This window comes from Aurantimonas aggregata (genome assembly GCF_010500835.1).
GTDB classification, from domain to species: Bacteria; Pseudomonadota; Alphaproteobacteria; order Rhizobiales; family Rhizobiaceae; genus Aurantimonas; species Aurantimonas aggregata.
This window is the reverse complement of sequence record NZ_JAAAMJ010000010.1, coordinates 72,548-91,847: the sequence shown is the minus strand read 5'-3', so window position 1 is coordinate 91,847 and position 19,300 is coordinate 72,548. Positions and strand designations below refer to the sequence as shown.

The 19,300-nt window shown below is 69.5% G+C and carries 25 protein-coding genes; 3 read left to right on the top strand and 22 right to left on the bottom strand.

Annotation, left to right across the window (positions count from 1 at the left end; translation table 11 throughout):
• Window positions 1-35: 35 nt before the first annotated feature.
• The 21 genes from GTW51_RS13830 to GTW51_RS13735 form a co-directional block, all read right to left on the bottom strand.
• Entirely contained in the window at window positions 36-2,198 is a 2,163-nt protein-coding gene (locus GTW51_RS13830; RefSeq protein WP_163044540.1) for a baseplate multidomain protein megatron, read from the bottom strand.
• A 3-nt stretch (window positions 2,199-2,201) separates the two neighbouring features.
• Window positions 2,202-2,636 carry an NlpC/P60 family protein gene (locus GTW51_RS13825; RefSeq protein WP_163044538.1) on the bottom strand — a complete coding sequence of 145 codons (435 nt, stop codon included), beginning with the start codon at window positions 2,634-2,636 and terminating at the stop codon, window positions 2,202-2,204.
• The gene (locus tag GTW51_RS13820; RefSeq protein WP_163044536.1) at window positions 2,633-3,523 is read right to left on the bottom strand and encodes a DUF2163 domain-containing protein; all 891 of its coding nucleotides are present in this window, start codon (window positions 3,521-3,523) and stop codon (window positions 2,633-2,635) included. Before GTW51_RS13820 ends, GTW51_RS13825 begins: the two co-directional genes overlap by 4 nt.
• Entirely contained in the window at window positions 3,520-4,155 is a 636-nt protein-coding gene (locus GTW51_RS13815; RefSeq protein WP_163044535.1) for a DUF2460 domain-containing protein, read from the bottom strand. The genes GTW51_RS13820 and GTW51_RS13815 overlap by 4 nt, the downstream gene beginning before the upstream one ends.
• A 2-nt stretch (window positions 4,156-4,157) precedes the next feature.
• Window positions 4,158-4,730, bottom strand: coding sequence for a phage tail tape measure protein (locus GTW51_RS13810; RefSeq protein ID WP_246233097.1), 573 nt, complete (start codon window positions 4,728-4,730; stop codon window positions 4,158-4,160).
• 10 nt (window positions 4,731-4,740) lie between these two features.
• A complete protein-coding gene (locus GTW51_RS23570; RefSeq protein ID WP_203566073.1) occupies window positions 4,741-4,959 on the bottom strand; it encodes a rcc01693 family protein in 219 nt (72 codons plus the stop codon).
• On the bottom strand, window positions 4,956-5,294 hold the full coding sequence (locus GTW51_RS23565) for a gene transfer agent family protein (protein ID WP_203566072.1): 339 nt from the start codon (window positions 5,292-5,294) through the stop codon (window positions 4,956-4,958). The genes GTW51_RS23570 and GTW51_RS23565 overlap by 4 nt, the downstream gene beginning before the upstream one ends.
• A 2-nt stretch (window positions 5,295-5,296) precedes the next feature.
• Window positions 5,297-5,710 carry a phage major tail protein, TP901-1 family gene (locus tag GTW51_RS13800; RefSeq protein ID WP_163044533.1) on the bottom strand — a complete coding sequence of 138 codons (414 nt, stop codon included), beginning with the start codon at window positions 5,708-5,710 and terminating at the stop codon, window positions 5,297-5,299.
• A 121-nt stretch (window positions 5,711-5,831) separates the two neighbouring features.
• Window positions 5,832-6,242: a DUF3168 domain-containing protein gene (locus tag GTW51_RS13795; RefSeq protein ID WP_163044531.1), complete on the bottom strand. Its 411-nt coding sequence runs from the start codon at window positions 6,240-6,242 to the stop codon at window positions 5,832-5,834.
• Between the two features lie 25 nt (window positions 6,243-6,267).
• Window positions 6,268-6,564, bottom strand: coding sequence for a hypothetical protein (locus GTW51_RS13790; protein ID WP_163044530.1), 297 nt, complete (start codon window positions 6,562-6,564; stop codon window positions 6,268-6,270).
• Window positions 6,564-6,896: a phage head closure protein gene (locus GTW51_RS13785; protein WP_163044528.1), complete on the bottom strand. Its 333-nt coding sequence runs from the start codon at window positions 6,894-6,896 to the stop codon at window positions 6,564-6,566. The genes GTW51_RS13790 and GTW51_RS13785 overlap by 1 nt, the downstream gene beginning before the upstream one ends.
• Window positions 6,896-7,456 carry a head-tail connector protein gene (locus tag GTW51_RS13780; RefSeq protein WP_163044526.1) on the bottom strand — a complete coding sequence of 187 codons (561 nt, stop codon included), beginning with the start codon at window positions 7,454-7,456 and terminating at the stop codon, window positions 6,896-6,898. Before GTW51_RS13780 ends, GTW51_RS13785 begins: the two co-directional genes overlap by 1 nt.
• A 70-nt stretch (window positions 7,457-7,526) precedes the next feature.
• Window positions 7,527-8,777, bottom strand: coding sequence for a phage major capsid protein (locus GTW51_RS13775; RefSeq protein WP_163044524.1), 1,251 nt, complete (start codon window positions 8,775-8,777; stop codon window positions 7,527-7,529).
• Window positions 8,774-9,283 (bottom strand): HK97 family phage prohead protease, encoded by a 510-nt coding sequence (locus GTW51_RS13770; protein ID WP_163044522.1) that lies wholly within the window; start codon window positions 9,281-9,283, stop codon window positions 8,774-8,776. Before GTW51_RS13770 ends, GTW51_RS13775 begins: the two co-directional genes overlap by 4 nt.
• Window positions 9,280-9,621, bottom strand: coding sequence for a DUF6107 family protein (locus tag GTW51_RS13765; protein ID WP_163044521.1), 342 nt, complete (start codon window positions 9,619-9,621; stop codon window positions 9,280-9,282). The genes GTW51_RS13770 and GTW51_RS13765 overlap by 4 nt, the downstream gene beginning before the upstream one ends.
• A gap of 166 nt (window positions 9,622-9,787) precedes the next feature.
• The gene (locus GTW51_RS13760) at window positions 9,788-10,990 is read right to left on the bottom strand and encodes a phage portal protein (RefSeq protein WP_163044519.1); all 1,203 of its coding nucleotides are present in this window, start codon (window positions 10,988-10,990) and stop codon (window positions 9,788-9,790) included.
• 110 nt (window positions 10,991-11,100) lie between these two features.
• The gene (locus tag GTW51_RS24505) at window positions 11,101-11,622 is read right to left on the bottom strand and encodes a GNAT family N-acetyltransferase (RefSeq protein WP_163044518.1); all 522 of its coding nucleotides are present in this window, start codon (window positions 11,620-11,622) and stop codon (window positions 11,101-11,103) included.
• A complete protein-coding gene (locus tag GTW51_RS13750) occupies window positions 11,601-11,885 on the bottom strand; it encodes a type II toxin-antitoxin system TacA family antitoxin (RefSeq protein ID WP_163044517.1) in 285 nt (94 codons plus the stop codon). The genes GTW51_RS24505 and GTW51_RS13750 overlap by 22 nt, the downstream gene beginning before the upstream one ends.
• Window positions 11,886-12,554: 669 nt before the next feature.
• Window positions 12,555-13,775 carry a DNA-packaging protein gene (locus tag GTW51_RS13745; RefSeq protein WP_163044619.1) on the bottom strand — a complete coding sequence of 407 codons (1,221 nt, stop codon included), beginning with the start codon at window positions 13,773-13,775 and terminating at the stop codon, window positions 12,555-12,557.
• 146 nt (window positions 13,776-13,921) lie between these two features.
• Entirely contained in the window at window positions 13,922-14,443 is a 522-nt protein-coding gene (locus GTW51_RS13740; RefSeq protein WP_163044516.1) for a hypothetical protein, read from the bottom strand.
• Between the two features lie 525 nt (window positions 14,444-14,968).
• Window positions 14,969-15,445 (bottom strand): YcgN family cysteine cluster protein, encoded by a 477-nt coding sequence (locus GTW51_RS13735; protein ID WP_163044515.1) that lies wholly within the window; start codon window positions 15,443-15,445, stop codon window positions 14,969-14,971.
• Between the two features lie 145 nt (window positions 15,446-15,590).
• On the opposite strand from GTW51_RS13735, the gene GTW51_RS13730 reads away from it, so the two are divergent.
• From GTW51_RS13730 to GTW51_RS13720, 3 genes are read left to right on the top strand one after another with little or no spacing between them, the layout of a single operon-like run.
• Window positions 15,591-17,735, top strand: coding sequence for a transglycosylase domain-containing protein (locus tag GTW51_RS13730; RefSeq protein WP_425483256.1), 2,145 nt, complete (start codon window positions 15,591-15,593; stop codon window positions 17,733-17,735).
• Window positions 17,736-17,778: 43 nt separating this feature from the next.
• The gene (locus GTW51_RS13725; protein ID WP_163044513.1) at window positions 17,779-18,363 is read left to right on the top strand and encodes a DUF1214 domain-containing protein; all 585 of its coding nucleotides are present in this window, start codon (window positions 17,779-17,781) and stop codon (window positions 18,361-18,363) included.
• Window positions 18,356-18,979, top strand: a complete 624-nt coding sequence (locus tag GTW51_RS13720; RefSeq protein WP_163044512.1) for a DUF1254 domain-containing protein — start codon at window positions 18,356-18,358, stop codon at window positions 18,977-18,979. Before GTW51_RS13725 ends, GTW51_RS13720 begins: the two co-directional genes overlap by 8 nt.
• Window positions 18,980-18,996: 17 nt before the next feature.
• Here GTW51_RS13720 and GTW51_RS13715 read toward each other — a convergent pair whose 3' ends face one another.
• Window positions 18,997-19,173: a hypothetical protein gene (locus tag GTW51_RS13715; protein ID WP_163044511.1), complete on the bottom strand. Its 177-nt coding sequence runs from the start codon at window positions 19,171-19,173 to the stop codon at window positions 18,997-18,999.
• Between the last annotated feature and the right edge of the window lie 127 nt (window positions 19,174-19,300).

Sequence of the window (19,300 nt, the reverse complement as noted above, 5' to 3'; positions counted from 1 at the left end):
CGGCTGTTCCGCCTACCGAAATGCTGGTGCATCTGCTACATAAGGGCGCAGAGATGGATCGCGCCGGGATCGACCATGTGCCCGCCATAGAGCGGCGAGACCGGATTGTTCGCCGCGGCGAAATCCGGTGACGCCGGGTCCCAGAAGCCGAGCTGCGCCTCGAGGAACCGCCGCTGCACCAGGTCGTCCCGCCCGCCGGCGGAGAAATGCGGCACGAAGCTTTCCGACGATTTCGGATCGACGAAGACATTGGGCTGGTTCGGCCCCCGGTGGATCGCCGGGCAGCCGAGTTCGGTGAACCAGATCGGCTTCGACATAGGCACCCAGGGCGAGGTACCCGCCACTTCCACGCCGCCGCGCCGCTCGACATGCGGGTACGCCCACCAGCTGGCGATGTCCTTAGGCCGGAACACCCAGGGCTTGCCCGCCGCCTCGTCGGTGATCGGCGTGCGCAGCCCGGCCGCCCGGTCGGCGTCGCTGGCATAATACCAGTCGAAATACTCCCCGCCCGCGATCCCCGCGCGCAGCGCCGGCAGATCGTAGTCCGACGGCGCCTCGTCCGTCCCCGCCGCGCCATCGCGCCGGTCGGCCAGCGGCAGGTAATTGTCGATGCCGACGACGTCGATCGCCGGCGACGCCCAGAGCGGATCGAGGTGGTAGAACACGTCGCCCGAGCCGTCCGCCGGCTGGTGGCCGAAATACTCGCTCCAGTCCGCGGCATAGGTGACGATCGCATCCGGCATCATCGCCTTCACCGCTTCGGCGATGGCGATCAGCCCCTCGACGAAGGGGAACCGCCCCTCGCCGTCCCGGATCTGCGTCAGGCCGCGCATCTCCGACCCGATGACGAAGGCATCCACCCCGGCCAGCTTCGCCAGATGCGCCTGGTGGAAGATCATCCGGCGATAGGACCACTCGTTCGGCCCCGAATAAGCGATCCCATTCGGCCCGACGCTGAAGTCCGACGGATCGGCCGCGCCGAGAAACGCCGCGATGGCCGTCCGTGCCGCTGCCGTACCATTCGGAGAACCCGGCCGGCCGGGCGCGATGTCTAGCGTCAGCCGCCCGCGCCAGGGAAACGCCGCCTGCGCGGTCCCGCCATAGGGGTCGCACAGCGTATTGCCCGGCGGCACGTCCATCAGGATGAACGGGTAGTAGGTGACGGCGAGCCCGCGCGCCTTCAGGTCGGCGATCGCCCGCAACACGCCGGCATCGCTCGGCGTGCCGCCGAAGGCCGGGCCGCCGTCGAGCCGGCTGATCAGCCGCGCGCCGCTTCGCCCGACGCCGCCGGCCCGCCAGCTCTCCTCCTCGTCCCGCGTCGCCAGCTCCACCCCCGGCCGCAGCCGGCAGTGCCCGGCCCGCAGATCGTCGCCGAACCACGAGACCACCAGCGCCGAGCGCCCCAGCGCCGGGCAGAGCGCGGAGAGCTCGTCCATCGCCGCCGACCAGTCGCTGGTTTTGTAGAGCATGTTGCGGTTCATCAGCCGGTCCTCGCCCGGCCCCAGCCGCTCGCGCACGGGGCGCGGGTCGAGCCCGTGCTCGCTGGCGCCGGGGATGATCGTCATCGCCCGGATCTGGTTCTCCAGCCTTCCGACCGGGCGCAGCACCTCGCAGGAGATCTGCGGGATGCGGTTGCCCCAGCGCTCCAGCGGCAGCCGCTCGAAGACCAGATAGGCGAGGCCCCGATAGGCCGGCGCGTTGCCCTGGCCCTGCCGCGCCTCGATCAGCGGATCGGCCGCCTGGCTCTCGTCGCCGGGATACACGCGGTGGACGATGTCGGTGAGGTCGAGCTCCTCCCCATCCGCCCAGATCCGCCGGATCCCGGCGATCGGCCCCTCGCAGAGCCCGACGGCGACATTGCCGTAATAGCTGTAGGTCGTGACCTCGGTGCGCGGGCCGCCGCCCTTGCCGCCCTGTCGCTCGGTGTCGGAATCCTCCTCGAAGCGCGTCGTCCAGATCACCTGGCCGGCGACCCGGGCGCTGCCATAGACGCGCGGGATACCGGCGCCCTCGTCGGCCTGCATGATGCGGCTGCCGGTCAGCCGCGGCCCCTCGCTGCGCGTCGTGCCGCCGAACAGCCAGGAATCGACCGAGGCGCCGGCCAGCGCCCCCGCCGCCCGGCCGAGGATCGCGCCGAACGGCCCGCCCAGCACGCCGCCGACGAGGCTGCCCGCCGCCTGCAACAGGATCGTCGCCATCGTCTACTCCGGAAATCGAAAGACGCCGGCGATCCGCGCCGACCAGGCATGCGGCAGCGGCGAGGAGACGACGGCGGCGCCCTCATACGCGTGGATCACCCGCCCGCATGTCTCCACGATGCCGCAATGGCTCGCCGGCCCGCCGTCCCGCCAGCGAAACAGCAGGACGTCCCCCGGCAGCCTGTCGGCCGTAGGGACCGCGACGAGATGCCGTCGTGCCGCTGCCATCAGCCGGTCCGGCCCGCCGCGCGCCGCCCAGTCGGTGCGATAAGGCCCCGGATCCTCCGGCTCGTCGCCGTAGAGCTCCCGCCAGACCCCGCGCACCAGGCCGAGACAGTCGCAGCCGATGCCGCGCCGAGAGCCCTGGTGCCGATAGGGCGTGCCGAGAAACCTCCGCGCCACGGCCAGCGCTTCGGCCGGTCGCCTCGGCGCGCTCATGGCACCACCGGCGCGCCGTCATGCACGCCGTCGCTCTTGGCGATCGAGAACACCTGGTCGCCGCCCGGAATATGCGGGAAGCCGCGAAAGTTCGCCTGATTGCCGAACCGGTCGCGGCAGGTCGCGAACTGCCGGTCGCAGCCCTCGGTCAATCGCAGCCGGTCGCCCGCCTGGAGCGCCGCCTCCGGCGGATCGGCCAGGGCCACCCGCACCGTGCCGAGCCCCGTCGCAGCGGCCGTCACGATCTCCGCCGCCAGCCCCGCCGCCGCGCCTTCGAGGAACACCGCCCGCCCATGGCCGAACCGCCCGGGATCGCCGCCGAGATCGCCGGCCACCAGCACTGCCCCGCTCTCGACGCCGGCGATCGTGACCTCGGTCGTGAAGGGCGGCTCCTGTGCCGGAAACCGGCAGCGATGGTCGCCGAATACCGCGTCGCAGCGGCGGCGATAGAGCCGTCCGCGCACCCGGTCGAGCGAAGCGGTCCGGCCGCGCAGTTCCGCAGCAAAGCCGGTCTCGCCGTATTTCACCTCGCCCAGTTCAGCGACGTCGAGCAGCAGATGCGACGCCGGGTCCTGCCAGTCGACGACGAAGATCTCGACCCTCGCCCCGTCGAACCGCCCGGCCCTGATGTCGGCCTCGCTGATCGCCGCCGACGACAGCGCGCCCTCGACTTCCGCGGTCGTCGCCGCCAGCCCCAGCGTTTCTTCCGCCTCCGTCGCGCCCAGCCCCGTCGCCGCCTCGAACACCGTCCCGGCAAAGTCCAGGGGCGCATCGTGATCGGTGAAGCCGAACACCGCGCCGTCCTGGCGCGTCAGCCGCCAGCCATGCGCCAGCGTCGTCGTCGGGCGCGCCAGATGCGCGGCCAGCGCCGCCGGAATGTCTCTCATGGCCTTATCTCGATCAGGGGAATGGAGGGGATGTCGCCGGCCTCGAAGGCCGCGACGTTGACGCTCAGCTGCTCGATGTCGAAGCGCACCGGCACGTCGAAGGCGAAGCCCGCCGTCACCGCCGCCCCGACCCCCGGCGGCGCCGCGAAGCTCACAGCGCCCGCGACCGTATCGACCACGACGCCCGCCGCGACCTCCGTTCCGTCCACCGCCGCCTTCACCGTGCCCGCCACCGGCTTCTCGATCGGCCGGTGATACGCCGCCTCTCCCTCGCCGTAGGACTTCCGCAGGTCGAAGCGCGTCGTCGTCCCGTCGCCGATGCCGAGCAACTGGTCGAACGCCCCGACCGCCGTGCCATGCGGCGCCGAATGCCAGTCCAGCGGATCGCGAAACCGGAACCCTGTCAGCCGCCCCCGCCGCGCCTCGAAGAACGCCAACACCTCGGCGAGATCGGCCAGGCTCCGCAGCCCCGACCCGGCGTCGTAGCGGCGCACCGAGTGACGGTGCCTGAGGTTGCGGTGCTCGAACCCGGTCGAAAGCCGCACGATCTCCACCCGCCGCCCCGGCCCGCCGCTCGTCCCGAAGGACAGGCGCAGCGGAAACCTGACTTCCTCGAACGCCGCGATAGCCATCGCTACAGCCCCCGCCGGCCGCGGCCTGTCGCCCGCGCGAGCATCGCCTGGATCTGCGCCTCCGAGCGGCGGAAGCTTTCCGCGTCTGGGCTCGTCACGTTGAACACGATGGACGGCCCCGTCCCGCCGCCGGAAGGCGCCGCGACGCCCAGCGTGCCATCCGCGCCGCGCCGCAGCGGCAGGATCGCCTCCGCCCCCGCCTCGCCCATCAGCCCGAGCCTTCCGCCGGTCGGAAAGAAGGTCGGCGCCCCGACCACCCCGCCTTGCGCGAACGGCAGGATGCGCGGCGCCTGGCCTGCCACCGCGCCGCCAATCCCGCCGAGCACCTGGCCGATCCCATTCGCCGCCAGATTGGTCAGCGGCCGCAACGCGGCATCGAGTGCGATCGTCGAGATTCTCTGCCCAAGCTGGCGCAGCACCGTGTCGAAGCTCCGCCCGCCCGACACCGCGCCGCGCAGGGCCGAGCTGATCGCCGTGCCGAAGCTGTTCGCCCGGCGCGTCAGGTCGTCCATCGCCTGCGCAAAGCCGCTGGTATCGGCGACGATGGCAACGCTCAGCGTCTCGTCATCTTCCATGGATCGTCCCTCAAGGATCGGGGAATTGTGCGATCAGCGCGGCCAGCTCATCGCGCAGCGGCGGTTGCCTGGCGGACACGCCGACGGGCCCAAGCGCCGCGGCCAGTTCGCGCGGCGTCATCGCCCAGAAGTCGCGGGGGGCGAGCCGCAGATGGCCAAGCCCCGCCGCCATCGCCGCGTCCCAGGGAAAAGCCGCGCCGGCGCCGCCTTCCGCCGGCGCGGCACTCAAGGGTTTGGGGGCGGGCTCTCCTCCGGCGCGCCGAAGGCCGCCGTCAGCAGTTTCGTCGCGACCCTCGCCGCCCCGGCCGCGCCATCCTCGATGCGCATCGCCGCCACTTCGGCCTCGCTCGCCGTTTCGCCGGCGCCCCTTAGCCCCGCGCCGATGATGCGGATAAGGTCGCGCGCCGACAGCCGTCCCTGGCCGAAGCGTTCGGCAAGGTCCGCGAGATTGTCGGCGGCGAAACTGTCCTCCAGCTCCGCCAGCGCGCCGAGCGTCAGGCAGAGCGTCCGCTCTCTGCCGTCGATGATCGCGGATACCTCGCCGCGCCGCCGGTTCACCGCCATCCTCAGAGCGCCGCGAAGACCAGCGCGCCGGCCGATTCCAGCGTCGCCTCGAAGCTCACCTCGCCATTGTGCTCGCCGCCATATTCCAGCGCCGTCACCTGGAACGGCCCGGTGATCGTGCCAAAATCCGGGATCACCGCCTGGAACGGCACGACGCGCGACGCAAAGAAGATCTGCCGAAGCGCCGCGTCCGAGGCCGCATCCTTGAAGATGCCCGAGCCCGACAGCGACGCGCGCTGCACCCCGGCCCCGCCGAGCAGCTCGCGCCAGCGCCCGGCGCTCTCGGCGTCGGTGATGTCGACCGTCTCGGCATTGAAGGCGATGCGCCGCGTCCTGAGACCCGCCAGCGTGACGAACCCGCCATTGCCGGCCTCGTCCACCTTCAGGAGCAGGTCCTTGCCTTTCTGGGCCACCATCTCGGAAGTTCCTCCTCTCGGCGCCGGTGCACCGGCCATGAAAAAAGGCGACCCGAAGGGCCGCCTGGATGTCACTGCTGATGATTGTTGGTCTCAGGGGCGCCGTCCGCGCGCCCCTCGGTCAGGCGACCGGTTCGGTCACCGCCCGGAACCGCAATATGCCGTGATAGGCCGTCGATTCCGGCTCGCGCCGCGCCTCGGCGAATTGCAGCTGGAGATTGATCAGATGGTGGCCTTCAAGCGCCATCGCCGTGTTGTTGAGCCGCTCGACCACCTTGTCCATGATCTCGTAGGTTTCCTGCTTGCCGCCGCCTTTCGCCCAGACATGCAGCGTCAGTATGTGCTCGGCGCCGTCCTCGGTGCCGGTCGACCAGTCGACGACCGCCGTCCGGCCGAGGGTGAGATAGGGAAACTTCGCCTGCTCGGGCCTGCGGTCGAACACTTTCGGACCGCCGAGCAGCGCCGTCAGGCCCGGATCGGAGGTCAGGGTCTGGAAGATCACGCTCTGCAGTTCTGCGCTCGGATGCGCCATGTTCACCATCCTCGCTCGCGTTCCGTTATGCCTTGTAAGATACGTTGATCGCCGCGCGGGGAAAGAGACCGACGCGGCAAATATTCTGAAATTTTCGTAACCCACCGATCGGCGTTTTCCCCTGCCCGGGATCACGGGCTTCCCTGCGACCTTCGGCCTCGGCAGGCATGGCCGCCGCCGCCTCCCGCAGCCAAGACGTCCGCGGCAGCGGCGCACCGCCGACCAACTCCCGCACCGCTCGCAGCCGATCCCGCAGCGCCGCCGCGTCCACCGGCCGAACCGGCCGCAATCTCGGCACCGTCACCCGCACGGCGATCCGCATCAGGCCGCCTCCTCGCAGCGGCAGACCAGGAACCGCCCGGTCTCGTCCGGATCGTGCACCGACCGGATCACCAGCCGCCGCGCGCCCAGCATGAACGAGCGCCCGCGCGTCACCTCCGGCGTCGCCCGGCAGATCACCCGGTGCGTGATGGTCGCCTCCCGACTGTCGAACCTTTCGCGATCGCGCGTCGCCACCGGCTCGACATGCGCCGAGATTTCGCGCAGCTCGACCCATTCTTCCGACGCCCCGCCTGCGCCGTCCGGCGTCAGCACCGCCTCCTGCAGCGACAGGCGCTTCCTGAAGAGCGACGGATCGAGAAACAGCGGCGTCATCAGAGCGACACCTGCCGATACGGCGCCAGCAGCGACGCCGCCCGCGCCGGGATCGCCGCCGGCTGCAGCTGCGGATCAACCGCCGCCCGCAGCTCGTAGGACGAAGCGACGATCATCCGCAGCGCGACGCGGATATTCTCCGGCACCGCGCCTTCGCCGTAGCCCGCCTCGAAATCCACCTCGACGCCGTTGACCGCCGCCGCCCGCACCGCCGGCGACAGCCGGATCGCCTCGATCCCCAGTGCCCGCTCGACGATCGCCTCGTCGGGGTCGAAGCTCACCGGCTCGCCCCCCGGCCCGTAGGCGGTGATCGCCACGATCCCTACCAGCGGCCGCTGGGTCGTCTCGATCCAGCCATGCGCCGGCACATCGTCCAGCGCCAGGCGGAACACCCGTTTCGCCAGCACCAGCCCGGTCATCGCCTCGATGCCCTGGCGCGCCGCGCGGATCAGGTCGCCGATCAGCCCGTCTTCGTCGTCGCGCTCGATCCGGCACCAGCTCTTGGCCTCGTCGAGCGTCACCGGCTCGACGCCGCCGCCGAGGTCGATCGTCGTCGTCATGGTCGTCTCCTCGAAATCAGAAGCCGGCCGGGCGCCATCGCCCGGCCTCTCGTCGTGGTTGGCCGGATCGTCAGGCGGAAAATTCGAGGAACTTGGCGGCGTCGAAATCCTGCACCCCGCCGCCAACCCGCTTGGTCGTGTAGAAGAGGACGTAGGGCTTGGCGGAATACGGGTCGCGCAGCACCCTGACGCCCTGCCGGTCGACAATCAGGTAGAACCGCGCGAAGTCGCCGAAGGCGATCGCCTTCGACCCCGCCGCCATGTCCGGCATGTCCTCGGCCTCGACCATCGGAAAGCCCATCAGCGTCGCCCGCGCCCCGACGCTCGACGGCGGCTGCCAGAGATAGTTGCCGTCGGCATCCTTGATCTTGCGCAGCGCCGCCTGCGTCCGCCGGTTCATCACGAAGCTGGCGTTCTGCCGGTAGCCGGCCTTCAGCGCATGGACGAGGTCGATCAGGACGTCCGCCGCCGTGTCCGGCGCGAAGCCGCCATTCATCCCGGAAGCGATGGTGCCGACCGAGCCCCAGGCCCAGGCCGCCTCGTCCACCGTCGGCACGGTCATGAAGCCCGCCGGCTTGTTCACCCCGTCGCCCGTGACGAAGGCGGCGCTCTCCTGCGCGGCGAAGGCCTGCTCCACCTCCTCGCCGATCCAGCGGTCGATATCCACCGCGGCATCGTCGAGCAGCGCGTTGGTCGCCGCCGGCATGGCGTAGAGCTCCATGGTCGGGAAGCTCAGCTCCGCCAGAAGCGGCGCCGTCGTCTGCGGCCGCGCCTCGGTCTCGCCGACCCAGCCGGTCTGCGCCCCGGTGATCGCGAAGGGCTTCTTCAGCACCGCCGCCGAGACCGTGCGCACCGAGGCGATCGAGCGGATCGGCGAGATCGCCGCCAGCCGCCTTCCGATCTCCGTCTCGGTCTCGTCCGGCACCAGGAAGCCGCCATCCGCCCCGGTCAGGCTCGACATCGCCTTTTCTTCCAGCCGCCGCAGCTCGCGCTCGTCGCCGGCTCGCACATAGCGCTCGAAGGCCTGCTTGCGCTCGCTGGGCAGCGCCCTGCCGCCGCCCTCGTTGCCGGCCAGCGGCGGGCGCAGCTGCTTCAGCGCCAGCCGCTCCATGCGCCGCTCCTGCTCGTCGAGCGCCCGGCCGATGCGGTCGACCTTCTCCTCGGTCAGCACATCCGCGCTCATGCGCTTCTCGATGGCGCCGAGGCGCTCGTCATTGGCCTCGCGGAACCCCTCGAACGCCTCCATGAAGTCGTCGAGGGAGTCGCGGCCGCCCGGCGTCGCCGCCTTGGTCATCGGGGCGGCGGGAGAGAACTCGTTCATGCTTGTCCCCGTTCTTCAGTTGGCGATGGAAGCGAGCCGGCGATGGCCGGGCGGCGAAAGGCGGGCGTGATCAGCCGCGCCCGGTCGTGCATCGGGAAGGTCACCAGCGAGACCTCCCAGAGGTCGATGGTCACCAGCCGGCGTCGCGTCGCGCCGACGCCGCGGCGGGCCAGCCGGGGTCGGAAGCCGATCGACAGACCGTCCAGCGCGCCGGTGGCGACCAGCTCGGCCGCCTCGCGGCCCGCCTGCGTGCCGAGCGCCAGCCGCCCTTCGACGTAAAGCCCTTCCCGGTCCTCGCGGATCTCGGTCCAGACGCCGATCGGCCGCGCCGGATCGTGCTGCCAGAGCATGCGGATGCCGCTTGTGCCGCGGCGCCGCACCGAGGCGCCGAAGGCGCCGGGCTCGATCAAATCGCCGGCCGTGTCGGGATCGCCGAACAGCGCCGCATAGCCGCGGATCGCCGCCCCCGGCTCGCCCATAGGCAACGCCCGCGCACGGCCGCTCATTTGTCGCCTCCGCCCGATCCCGGCCGGGCCCGGAACAGGCTCTCGGCAAAGCGCTGCAGCACGCCGAGCCCCCACCAGGCGCAGAGGCTGGCGACGGCCGAGCCGATCAGCGCCAGCTCGATCGCCGAGAGGCTGTCGTCGATGCGCATCCGCTCGGCCAGGATCAGGGCAACCGGTGGGCCGAAGACTAGCCCTGAGACGATCCCGGTCAGGAACCGCGTCGCCGCCTCGCGCGGTCCGCGCGGCAGGAGATAGGCGACCGAGATCGCCGATCCGGCAATGGCGCCGACGAGCTTCGCCAGCCACAGCGCCAGGTCGGTCGCCGGCTCCGCGCTCATCGCCTCCACTCCCCCCGCACGGCGGCGTGACGCCGCCGCGGATTGACAATCGCCCAGCCTCGCCGCATGGTCGTCCCGTCCTGATTTTGATGTCGATTTTTTAGCGGTGCCTCTGGCGCCGCTCCTTTTTTGCGCGTCCGGTTTCGCCCGTTCGCGCCCGAAACCGTCAGCCCTCGGCGCCGTAGCCAACCGCCTCGCGCTTCTCGGCCCGCGACAGGAAGTCGGCGGACGCCACCCGGTCCCAGCGCGCCTCGCGCTCGGCACTCAGCCCTTCCACGCGGTCGAGATCGACCGAAAGGCGCAGGCTGGGTGCCTCGAAATGCCCGCCCAACCAGTCGCCGATTGCCCCGGTGAGCCGCGTGATCAGCGGCAGCACGGTGAGGCGGAAGAAAGCGCGGTTCGCCTCGGCATAGTTCGCGTAGGTAAGGTCGCCCGGAATGCCGAGCAGCATCGGCGGCACGCCGAAGGCGAGCGCGATGTCGCGCGCCGCGCCGTTGCGCGCCTCGACGAAATCCATGTCCTTCGGCGACAGCGCCATCGCCTTCCAGTCGAGCCCGCCTTCCAGCAGCATCGGCCGCCCGGCCCGCGCCGGCCCCGAATAGCCGCTGTCCAGCTCGGCCTTCAGCCGCTCGAACTGCTCCGGCGAGAGGTTGCCGCCATCGGCCGGCTGGTAGACCAGCGCGCCGGAGGGCCGCGCCGAATTGTCGAGCAGCGACTTGTTCCAGCGCGACGCCGCATTGTGCAGCTCCAGCGCCGCCTGCGCCGCCGCCAGCGGCGCGTAGCCGGTCAGATCCGCCAGCGGATGGAACAGCCGCAGATGCAACAGAAGCGGCGGCCGCTCGCTGCCCGTCTCCGCCGCGATCCGCCGCAGCGCCGCCCCGGCGCGATATTCGTAGGCCTCCGGCCAGCCATCCTGGCCCTCGACGATGCGGATCCGATCCGGCCGCAGCGCATGCAGCGCCTGCACCTGGCCCTCCAGTCCCGCCGCCTCGAGATACGCGTTGCCCGAGAGCAGCAGGTGCCCGCACAGCGCCTCGATCAGCGCCGCCCCGTCGCTCCCGCCATTCGGCCGGCGCAGCAGCTCGATGATCGGATGGCCCGCCACTTCCTCGGCGCCGTCATAGAGGACCGTCGGGATCGCCGCCGCGCTCTCCGCGATCAGCCGCACCGAGCGGTACACCACCGGGTTCTGCATGAAGCCCGACCGCGCCAGCGCCGCATACCCCTTCTCGCGCCACGCCCCGTCCTCGCCGGCACCCGAAAACACCAGCGCACCGCCGGCCACACCCGCGCCCTTGCGCTCGCCGGGCCCGGCCGGACGCGGGTCGTCGCCGCCGAACCAGCCGGCGATCGTTCTCTTCAGGCGCATGGTGATCTCCGAATTCCCCCCGACGAAGCCTCGTCGGCGCAACAAAAAACCCCGCCGAAGCGAGGTTATGAAGGGTCTCAGATGGATGTGCGGTGGAGCCGCTCGCCCGCTCAGGCCCCCATGGAAGCCAGGATGTCCTGCGTCGGCAGGATCAGCTTCAACGGGCTGATCGGGGTCGGCTGAAATCCGAGCTTCTGATAAAAACCTGCGGCCTCGGCATCGAGCGCATCCACCACGACGGCGCGAAACGCCACCGCTTGCGACGCGGAAGCGGCATTCCGCAGGGCATTGGTCAGAAGCGCCTTTCCGATCCCTTTGCCGTGCAGGTCCTCGTGCACTGCAAGCCTTGCCAATAGCGCGATCGGGATCTCGCTCGGCGATCCGTGTGGCCGTTGCGAGCGCGGCATGTCCTTGCGCAGGATTATCCCGGCGCACAGCGCATAATAGGCCCACACACGCATCCCTGCGTCGCGCACGACGAAGGTCCGCGTGTAGTTCGCGCTCTGGTTGGTCAGCGCCCTGTCCGACAGCCACGCATCCAGACTCGGCCTTCCGCATCGAAAGTCCGAGAAATTGTGGCTTTCGGTAAGCGGCTCGGGGGCAAAGAGCCCTATCGCTTCGAAGTCGCCCACTGGCTGTCATCCCGAAGCAGCGCCGCCAGTTCTGGATGCACCCTAGCCGGCTGCGCCAGCGTCTCCGCCACAGAGTCGAACAGCGCCGCGTCGAGATGGAGGAACCGCTGATCCATCAGCTCCTTCTCGGCGCTCGCCGTCGCGGCCTCGATGACGAAGCTCGACAGGCTCTTGCCGGAAGCTTCCGCCGCCCGCTTTATCAGCGCCAGCTCGTCGCTGGCGATGCGGACATTGATGTTGCTGGCTTTCTTCACCGCTGTCATTGGCCGATCCTCCAAGACCGATCAGGCATCATCATGCGTGGTGCCTTCGCAACCTATGGCACAAGCGGTGCCGTATTGACAATGTACCCACGTCAGCCCGCGCGGCATAGATTTCCCGTACCGCCCCGCCACCGTTGATGCCGGGCCCCTCTCCCCGCTTGAGGGGCAAGAGAGGGGTATTCGCTTCCGCTCACCTCAGCGCCCGCCATCGACGCTCCCGCACCCCTCTCTTGTCTTTTCTGCGACCTGGTCCTCGGCCAGCCTCGGCCCAAGACCGCGAAAAGACTTTCTCTCCCTCAAGGGGAGAGAGAGCGGGTCATCGCCGACGCTGGCGCCGACCGCCCTCGCCCAGGCTCCCTCTCCCCCCTTGAGGGGGAGAAAGCGATTTCATCGGCTTAGTGCCGAAGGCGCTAAACGATAGAAATCGCAAGAGAGGGGTACGACCTCCGCCGCCCGACGGAACGACCCGCCGGCCGCGCCGTTAGCGGCTCGTCACTCCTAACGACCCGGCGGCCCATGTTCTTCTTCTTTTCCAACGGTCTCGGATGCCTCGGCTCGATCGTCGTGTCGGTGCTGATCACGCTGGTGCTGCTGTTCGTGTTCGGCTTCTTCTGATCCCGGGAACAGACCGTCGGTAGACGCCCTGTCGCCTTCCTGGCGTCGCGCCCCTCACAATCCCCTTACCCGCGGCTCGCGCACCGGCCCCATCAGCGCCGTCACCGCCCAGACCATCGCGTCCAGCCGGTCCGGCGACCGCCCGCCCGTGAGCCCATCCGGGCCGAAATCCGCCATCTCGTCCTCGAGCGCGGCGAACCGGCCGGCGTGCCGCACGCGCCCCTGCTCGTAGAGCGCCGCCACCGGCTCGGCGCGCACCCATTTGCCGCGGCTCGCCCTGACGGCGCGGAACGGCACGTTCGGGGCGCTCGCCCGGATCACCGCCTCGACCATGTCGCCGCCCTGGTTCACCTCGGCGACCATCCGGTCCGCCTCCAGCCGCTCGAACAATGTCACCGCCGCGCTTGCCCAGACATGCGGCTTCGCCCCTTGCACCGACGCGTCGGCGAGGATGTAGATCGTCCCGTCGGCGGCCAGCCCCGCCGCGACGATGCCGCAGGCGTCCGAGCGCGTCGTCGAGGAGGCCGGCGGATCGACGCCGACGACGATGCGCCGCAGCGCCGGCGCCGCCCGCACCCTGAGCCGCTCGATCGCGGCGACGTCGAACAGCGCATCCTCGCGCAGCTCCAGCAGCAGCCCGTCGAGTTCCTGCTGCCCGAGCCGCGAGCCGCCGTAGCGCGCCTGCATCGCCGCCATGAAGCCCGGTGCCAGGTGCACGGCGTTCTCGTCGGTGCGCATGTGCGTCGTCGCGGTGCCGGGGTCGGCGACCAGCCGCTTCAGAAGCGGGATCGGCCGCGGCGTCGTGGTGAACAACGCCCGCGGCCTTTCGCCCAGCCGCAGAGCGAACTGCAGATTGTCGAAGCACGCCTCGCCATGCACCCATTTCGCCAGCTCGTCGCCCCAGGCGGCGTCGAACTGGTATCCGCGCAGCGCGTCCGGGTCCTCCGACGAGAAGATCTGCGCCACCGCGCCATTGGCATAGACCAGCCGCCGCCGCGTCACCTCCAGCACCGGCCGCGCCCCCAGCGCCGCCCGCATCAGCCCGCTCTCGCCCTCGACCATCACCTCGCGCGCGTCGCCCAGCGTCTCGGCGATCAGCGCGATCCGCCCGTGCGGCCGCGACGCGAAGGGCGGCGTGCCCGCCGCCAGCGCATTCACCCATTCCGCCCCCGCCCGCGTCTTGCCCGAGCCGCGCCCGCCGATCAGCAGCCACTGCCGCCAGTCGCCCTCGGGCGGCAACTGGGCGGGCCGGCCGACGCGGTGCCAGGGAAACATCGCGCGCCGAATCGCGGCGGCCGGGAACCGGTCGATTGCCTGTGCGGTCTTGTCCCAGTACTCCGGCTCGCTGAGGGGACCGTCATGATCCACTGGCACGTCGTCGCAGAAAGCACTATCGGCTGCCCGACCATCGGCCGGCAGGATCATCGTCCTCCACCGGTTGCATCAACAGCGCTCACTTGATCGGCCGCCGCCCCTCCATCGCCAACCGTACCGGCATCGCCCGCCCCGTCCGCCAAAGCCTCCGGCCCGTACAGCAACTCGCCGCGCTGCCGCCGCGCATCGAGGCTGCGCAGCCGCGACAGGAGCTCGGCGCCGAGCCGCGCCGCCTCCGCATCGTCCTGCGGCCCGCCGGCCGCCGCCAGCGTCTCCAGCCGGCGCAACTCCAAGAGCTTCTCCAGCACCTTTGCCATCTGGCCGATATGCTCGATCCGCTCCTTCGGCCCCATCCGCTTCGGGGCGCCCGGCGCGGTCGCCTTCAGCTGGCCGGCCGTCCGCCGTCTCGAAACCGTCGGCGCCGCGTCCGCCGCCGCACCGCCAGCCGTCACCGTGGTGCCGGCCTGCCCAGCATTGGGATTATCATCCTCGATTCCGGCGACATCCGCCTCGAACGCCGCGATCTCGCGAACCAGCAGGGCCAGTAGCCGCTCCGACGCCAGCGCCATCGACACACTCCCTGCCCCAACTGAAGAAAACGGCGCTAGAAACGCAAAAGGCGCCCGAAACTTTCGTTCCGCCGCCCGCACATTTCCGACTATGCCTGAACCCTACGCGACCACCGTCACGGTGTCAAGGGATATTTTCCTATAATTGCTCACCCCCCTCTCCCCCCTTTGAGGGGGAGAAAGCGATTTCATCGGCTTAGTGCCGAAGGCGCTAAACGATAAAAATCGCAAGAGAGGGGTATTCTCCTCCTCCGCCGCCGTCCGCCCCGCCCGCCAGCAACGCTCCCGCACCCCTCTCTTGCCTTTTCTGCGACTTGGCCCTCGGCAAGCCTCGGGACCAAGACCGCGAAAAGGCTTTCTCTCCCTCAAGGGGAGAGAGGGTGGATCATCGCTGACGCCTCGGCCCAAGCGTCGCCGCTCTCGACGCCCTCTCCCCCCTTGAGGGGGAGAAAGCGATTTCATCGGCTTAGCCCAAAGGGCTAAACGATAGAAATCGCAAGAGAGGGGTACGCTTCTCCGACGCCCCTACGCCGCGTCCTCCAGCGGGTTCTCCCCCGGCCAGTCGACGATGTGCTCCTCGTATTCCTCCAGCTCCTTGCCGAGCTCGCTGACCGTCCGGCCCCGCGCCGAGATCCCCGCCTGGTGCACCGTCTCCGGGTCGCCTGAAACGAGATGGTGCCACCAGTAAAGGTCGCGCCCCTCGGCGACGAGCCGGTAGCCGCAGGTTGCCGGAAGCCACGAGAGTTCGCGCACCATCGTCGGGTCGAGCTGCACGCAGTCCGGCACCGTCGCCCAGCGATTCTCGTAGTCGCTGCAGCGGCAGCTCTGCCCGTCGAGCAGCTGGCAGGCGAGGTTGGTCCAGGCGATCTCGCCGGTATCCCAGTCCTCGAGCTTGTTCAGGCAGCAGCGCCCGCAGCCGTCGCAGAGCGACTCCCATTCCGCTGCGCTCATCGCCTCCAGCGATTTTTCACGCCAGAACGGTCTGTTGCTGGATTCACCCATCTTGGAAATGTGAGCCGATCATTCAGGACATTTTCTGTTTCCCGACGTATATGGGAGAAGCGGTAACACCTGAAGGGGCATTGGCGGTCGTGTGCGCCGGCGGGACCGTTCGCCGCAGTTTACGACCAAGAGTGACAGGTTGACGTTGCAGGATCCGTCCAAACCGACCCGGAAACGCCGCCAGCCCTCCGGGCTGATCGAGATCGACGCGTGGATCGATTCGAGCCTGTGGCGCTTCTTCCATTCCTTTGCCGCCTGGTGGGAAGGCGTCACCATCTTCTCGCGCAAGTTCCGCGCCCGCGGCATCAACCGCGTCGCGGTGGAAGTCGCCTGCGAGGGCCTGACGCTCGGCCTCGTCGGCTTCGTCATGCTGCTGGCGCTGGCGCAGTCGGCGATGAAGGTCACCGCCAACGGCCTGCCGCAGAATGTCGACTACGCGGTGATGTTCCTCGACCGCCACGGCAACGAGATCGGCCGGCGCGGCGTGCTGCGTTCCGATGCCGTGCCCATCGACGAATTGCCGGACCAGTTCATCAAGGCGCTGCTCGCCACCGAGGATCGCCGCTTCTTCGACCATTTCGGCATCGACTTCCTCGGCCTTCTTCGCGCCCTGACCGAAAACGCCCGGGCCGGCGGCGTCGTCCAGGGCGGCTCGACGCTGACCCAGCAGCTCGCCAAGAACGTCTTCCTGACCAACGAGCGCACGATCGACCGCAAGATCAAGGAAGCCTTCCTGTCGCTCTGGCTGGAGGCGAACCTCACCAAGCGCGAGATCCTCTCGATGTATCTCGACCGCGCCTATATGGGCGGCGGCACGTTCGGCGCGGCGGCGGCGGCCGAGTTCTATTTCGACAAGGACATCAGGGACGTCTCGCTGGCCGAGTCGGCGATGCTGGCCGGCCTCTTCAAGGCCCCGGCCCGCTACGCCCCGCACATCAACCTGCCCGCCGCCCGTGCCCGCGCCAACGTCGTCCTGACCAACATGGTCCAGGCGAATTTCATGACCGAGGGCCAGGTCGTCGCGGCGCGGCGCCAGCCGGCGGTCGCCGTCGATCGCTCCGCGATCCAGTCGCCGGATTACTTCCTCGATTTCGCCTTCGACGAGGTCCAGCGCCTCGCCAACGAGTCGGGCCTGCCCGAGCGCACCTTCGTCGCGCGCACCACGCTCGACATGGGCCTGCAGAAGCTCGCCGACGAATCCGTCGAGTATCACCTCCTGCAGTTCGGCAAGAACTACGCCGTCGACGAAGGCGCGATGGTCATCATCGGCGAGGATGGCGGCGTCCGGGCGATGGTCGGCGGCCGGGATTACGGTGTCTCCCAGTTCAACCGCGCCACCAGGGCGCAGCGCCAGCCCGGCTCGTCCTTCAAGGTCTATGTCTATGCCGCCGCGATGCAGCAGGGCATGAAGCCGACCGACACGATCGTCGACAGCCCGATCACCATCGGCAACTGGTCGCCGCAGAACTACGGCCGTTCCTTCGCCGGCACGGTCACCCTCAGCAATGCCCTGGCCCGTTCGCTCAACATCCCGGCAGTCAAGCTCGGCCAGAAGGTCGGGCTGGAGAACGTCACCAATCTAGCCCACGAGATGGGCATCGCCTCGCCGCTGCGCAGCGACAAGACGATGCCGCTCGGCACCAGCGAGGTCACCGTGCTCGACCAAGCGACCGCCTATGGCGTCTTCGCCAATGGCGGCATGGATGCCCATCGCCATGCGGTGATCCAGCTCACCGATGCGTCCGGCAAGGTCCTGTGGGACGCGCGGCGCGACATGCCGGAGCGCCACCGGGTACTGACGGAGGACGCCACGAAATCGATGAACGAGATGCTCGTCGCCGTGTCCGAGCAGGGCACGGCCCGGCGGTCGCAGCTCTCGATGACGCGCGTCGGCGGCAAGACCGGCACGACGCAGAGCTATCGCGACGCCTGGTTCGTCGGCTTCACCGGCAATTACATCGGCGCGGTCTGGTTCGGAAACGACAATTACCGCCCGACCAACAACATGACCGGCGGCACGCTGCCGGCCATGACTTGGCAGCGTTTCATGGAGACGGCGCACCAGAACATCGATCTGAAGCCGATCCCGTATCTCGAGGACCCGTTCCCGGCGGAGAAGGCCAAGGTCGCCGTCGCCGAGGGAGCCGAGCCGCCGCCGCGCCTCGAGACGCTGACCGGCGCGGCGCAGGATGTTCTGGCCGACATTGCGACGGCGCTCGACGAATTGCCGCCGCTCGAACCCGAAAAGCTTGCTTCCGCCCGCGCGACGGGCGACGACGCACAGCGTTAGGTCGTCCGCCGCCAGTCGGTTACCGGATCGGAATTTTCGGCGCATGCGCTTCACCCTCCTCGTCATCCTGGCGCTCGCCATCGCCATCGGCCTCGGCGGCTGGTCGGCCCGCTGGGCGCTCGATCAGTCGGCCGAGATCGGCACGGTGGCCGTCGGACCGTGGGTCGCCAACCCGACCGCCGGCGCGCCAGATGCCGACCCCTATTCGAAGGCAAGGCTTGCCAAGGTCGGCAATCTCACGCTCGGCCTCGGCGAAGGCGTCCAGTTCACGGCGGAGCGCGACGCGGCCGGGCGGCCGCTGCGGCGCGAGTGCCAGTACCGGATCGCCGGACAGGTGCCGGCCGCCCGCGTCTGGACCATCGCCCCCTACTCGGCCGACGGACGGCTGATCCAGCCGGGCTCCGGCCGGGTCGCCTGGCTGACCTCCAACAATCTGATGCGCGCCGAGGACAATTCCTTCCAGATCGCCATCGGCCCCCTGGCCCGCGCCGGCAACTGGCTGGCGACGTCGGGCACCGGCCCGCTGGTCCTCGCTTTGTCGCTCTACGACACGCCCGTAAGCGCCGCCAGCGGTGTCGCCAACGTCGTCCTGCCGGAACTGTCGCGGGAGAAGTGCCTCGATGGGTAAGCTGCTTCTGGCAATCGTGGTCGGACTGGTCGGCGCCGTGCTCATGCACATCGCCGTGATCTTCATCATGCCGACGGTCGCCGAGAACAACGCCTGGGGCCGGCTTTCGGGACTGGGCTCTATCTACGAGGTCGTCCGTGTCGAGCCGCTGCGGGTCGAGGGTCCTGATCGGATCGCACCGCCGGCCGGCTCGCAGCGGACCGACTTCGCCTTCGTCGATCCGGCCTTCATCGCCGCCAGTTGCCGCTTCTCGCTGGCCGACGGCCCGGTGCGGATGTTCGCCGCCCAGAGCGACGCGCCGTTCTGGTCGGCCTCGATCTACGATCGCCGCGGCGACAATCTCTACAGCATCAACGATCGCTCGGCCGTCGCCGGCACCTTCGACCTCCTGGTCGGCACGCCGCAGCAGATCATCGATGCGGCCGACGAACTCGGCATGGACCGCGAGTCGACCTCGATCCCGGTGGAGGTCAATCTGGTCGAGGGCTACATGACCATCCGGGTGCTGGTCGACGAGGAGAGCAAGCGCCCGTTCATCGACGCCTTCGTCCGGTCGCTGGCTTGCGTCCCGAACCAACCCGTCGCCGCCAACGTCGCGACGAGCCAAGGCGGATAGCGCCCGCCAGACGCGCTTCACATCGTCAGCGGATTGTCGCGCTTTGGCTTGGTGGCCTCTGCCGGTGCCACGAGGCGTTCTCGCCTGATGCAGGGCAGGAAGACGATCTTGCCCTGCCCGTCCGCCTGTCCGGCGCGTCTCGTGCCTGGATTTCCATGCGGCCGCGCGTCCCGCAATGCGACGATCTCTCCCATCACCGTGTCCTCCTCATTTGCGCCCCGGCGTCCTGCCGTAGGGTAAGCGGTCGTCGTCAGAAGACCGGCGCGGAGTTAACAGCTTGCTAATATATCTTGCATAATCCTTTCGACCGGGGAAACGCTC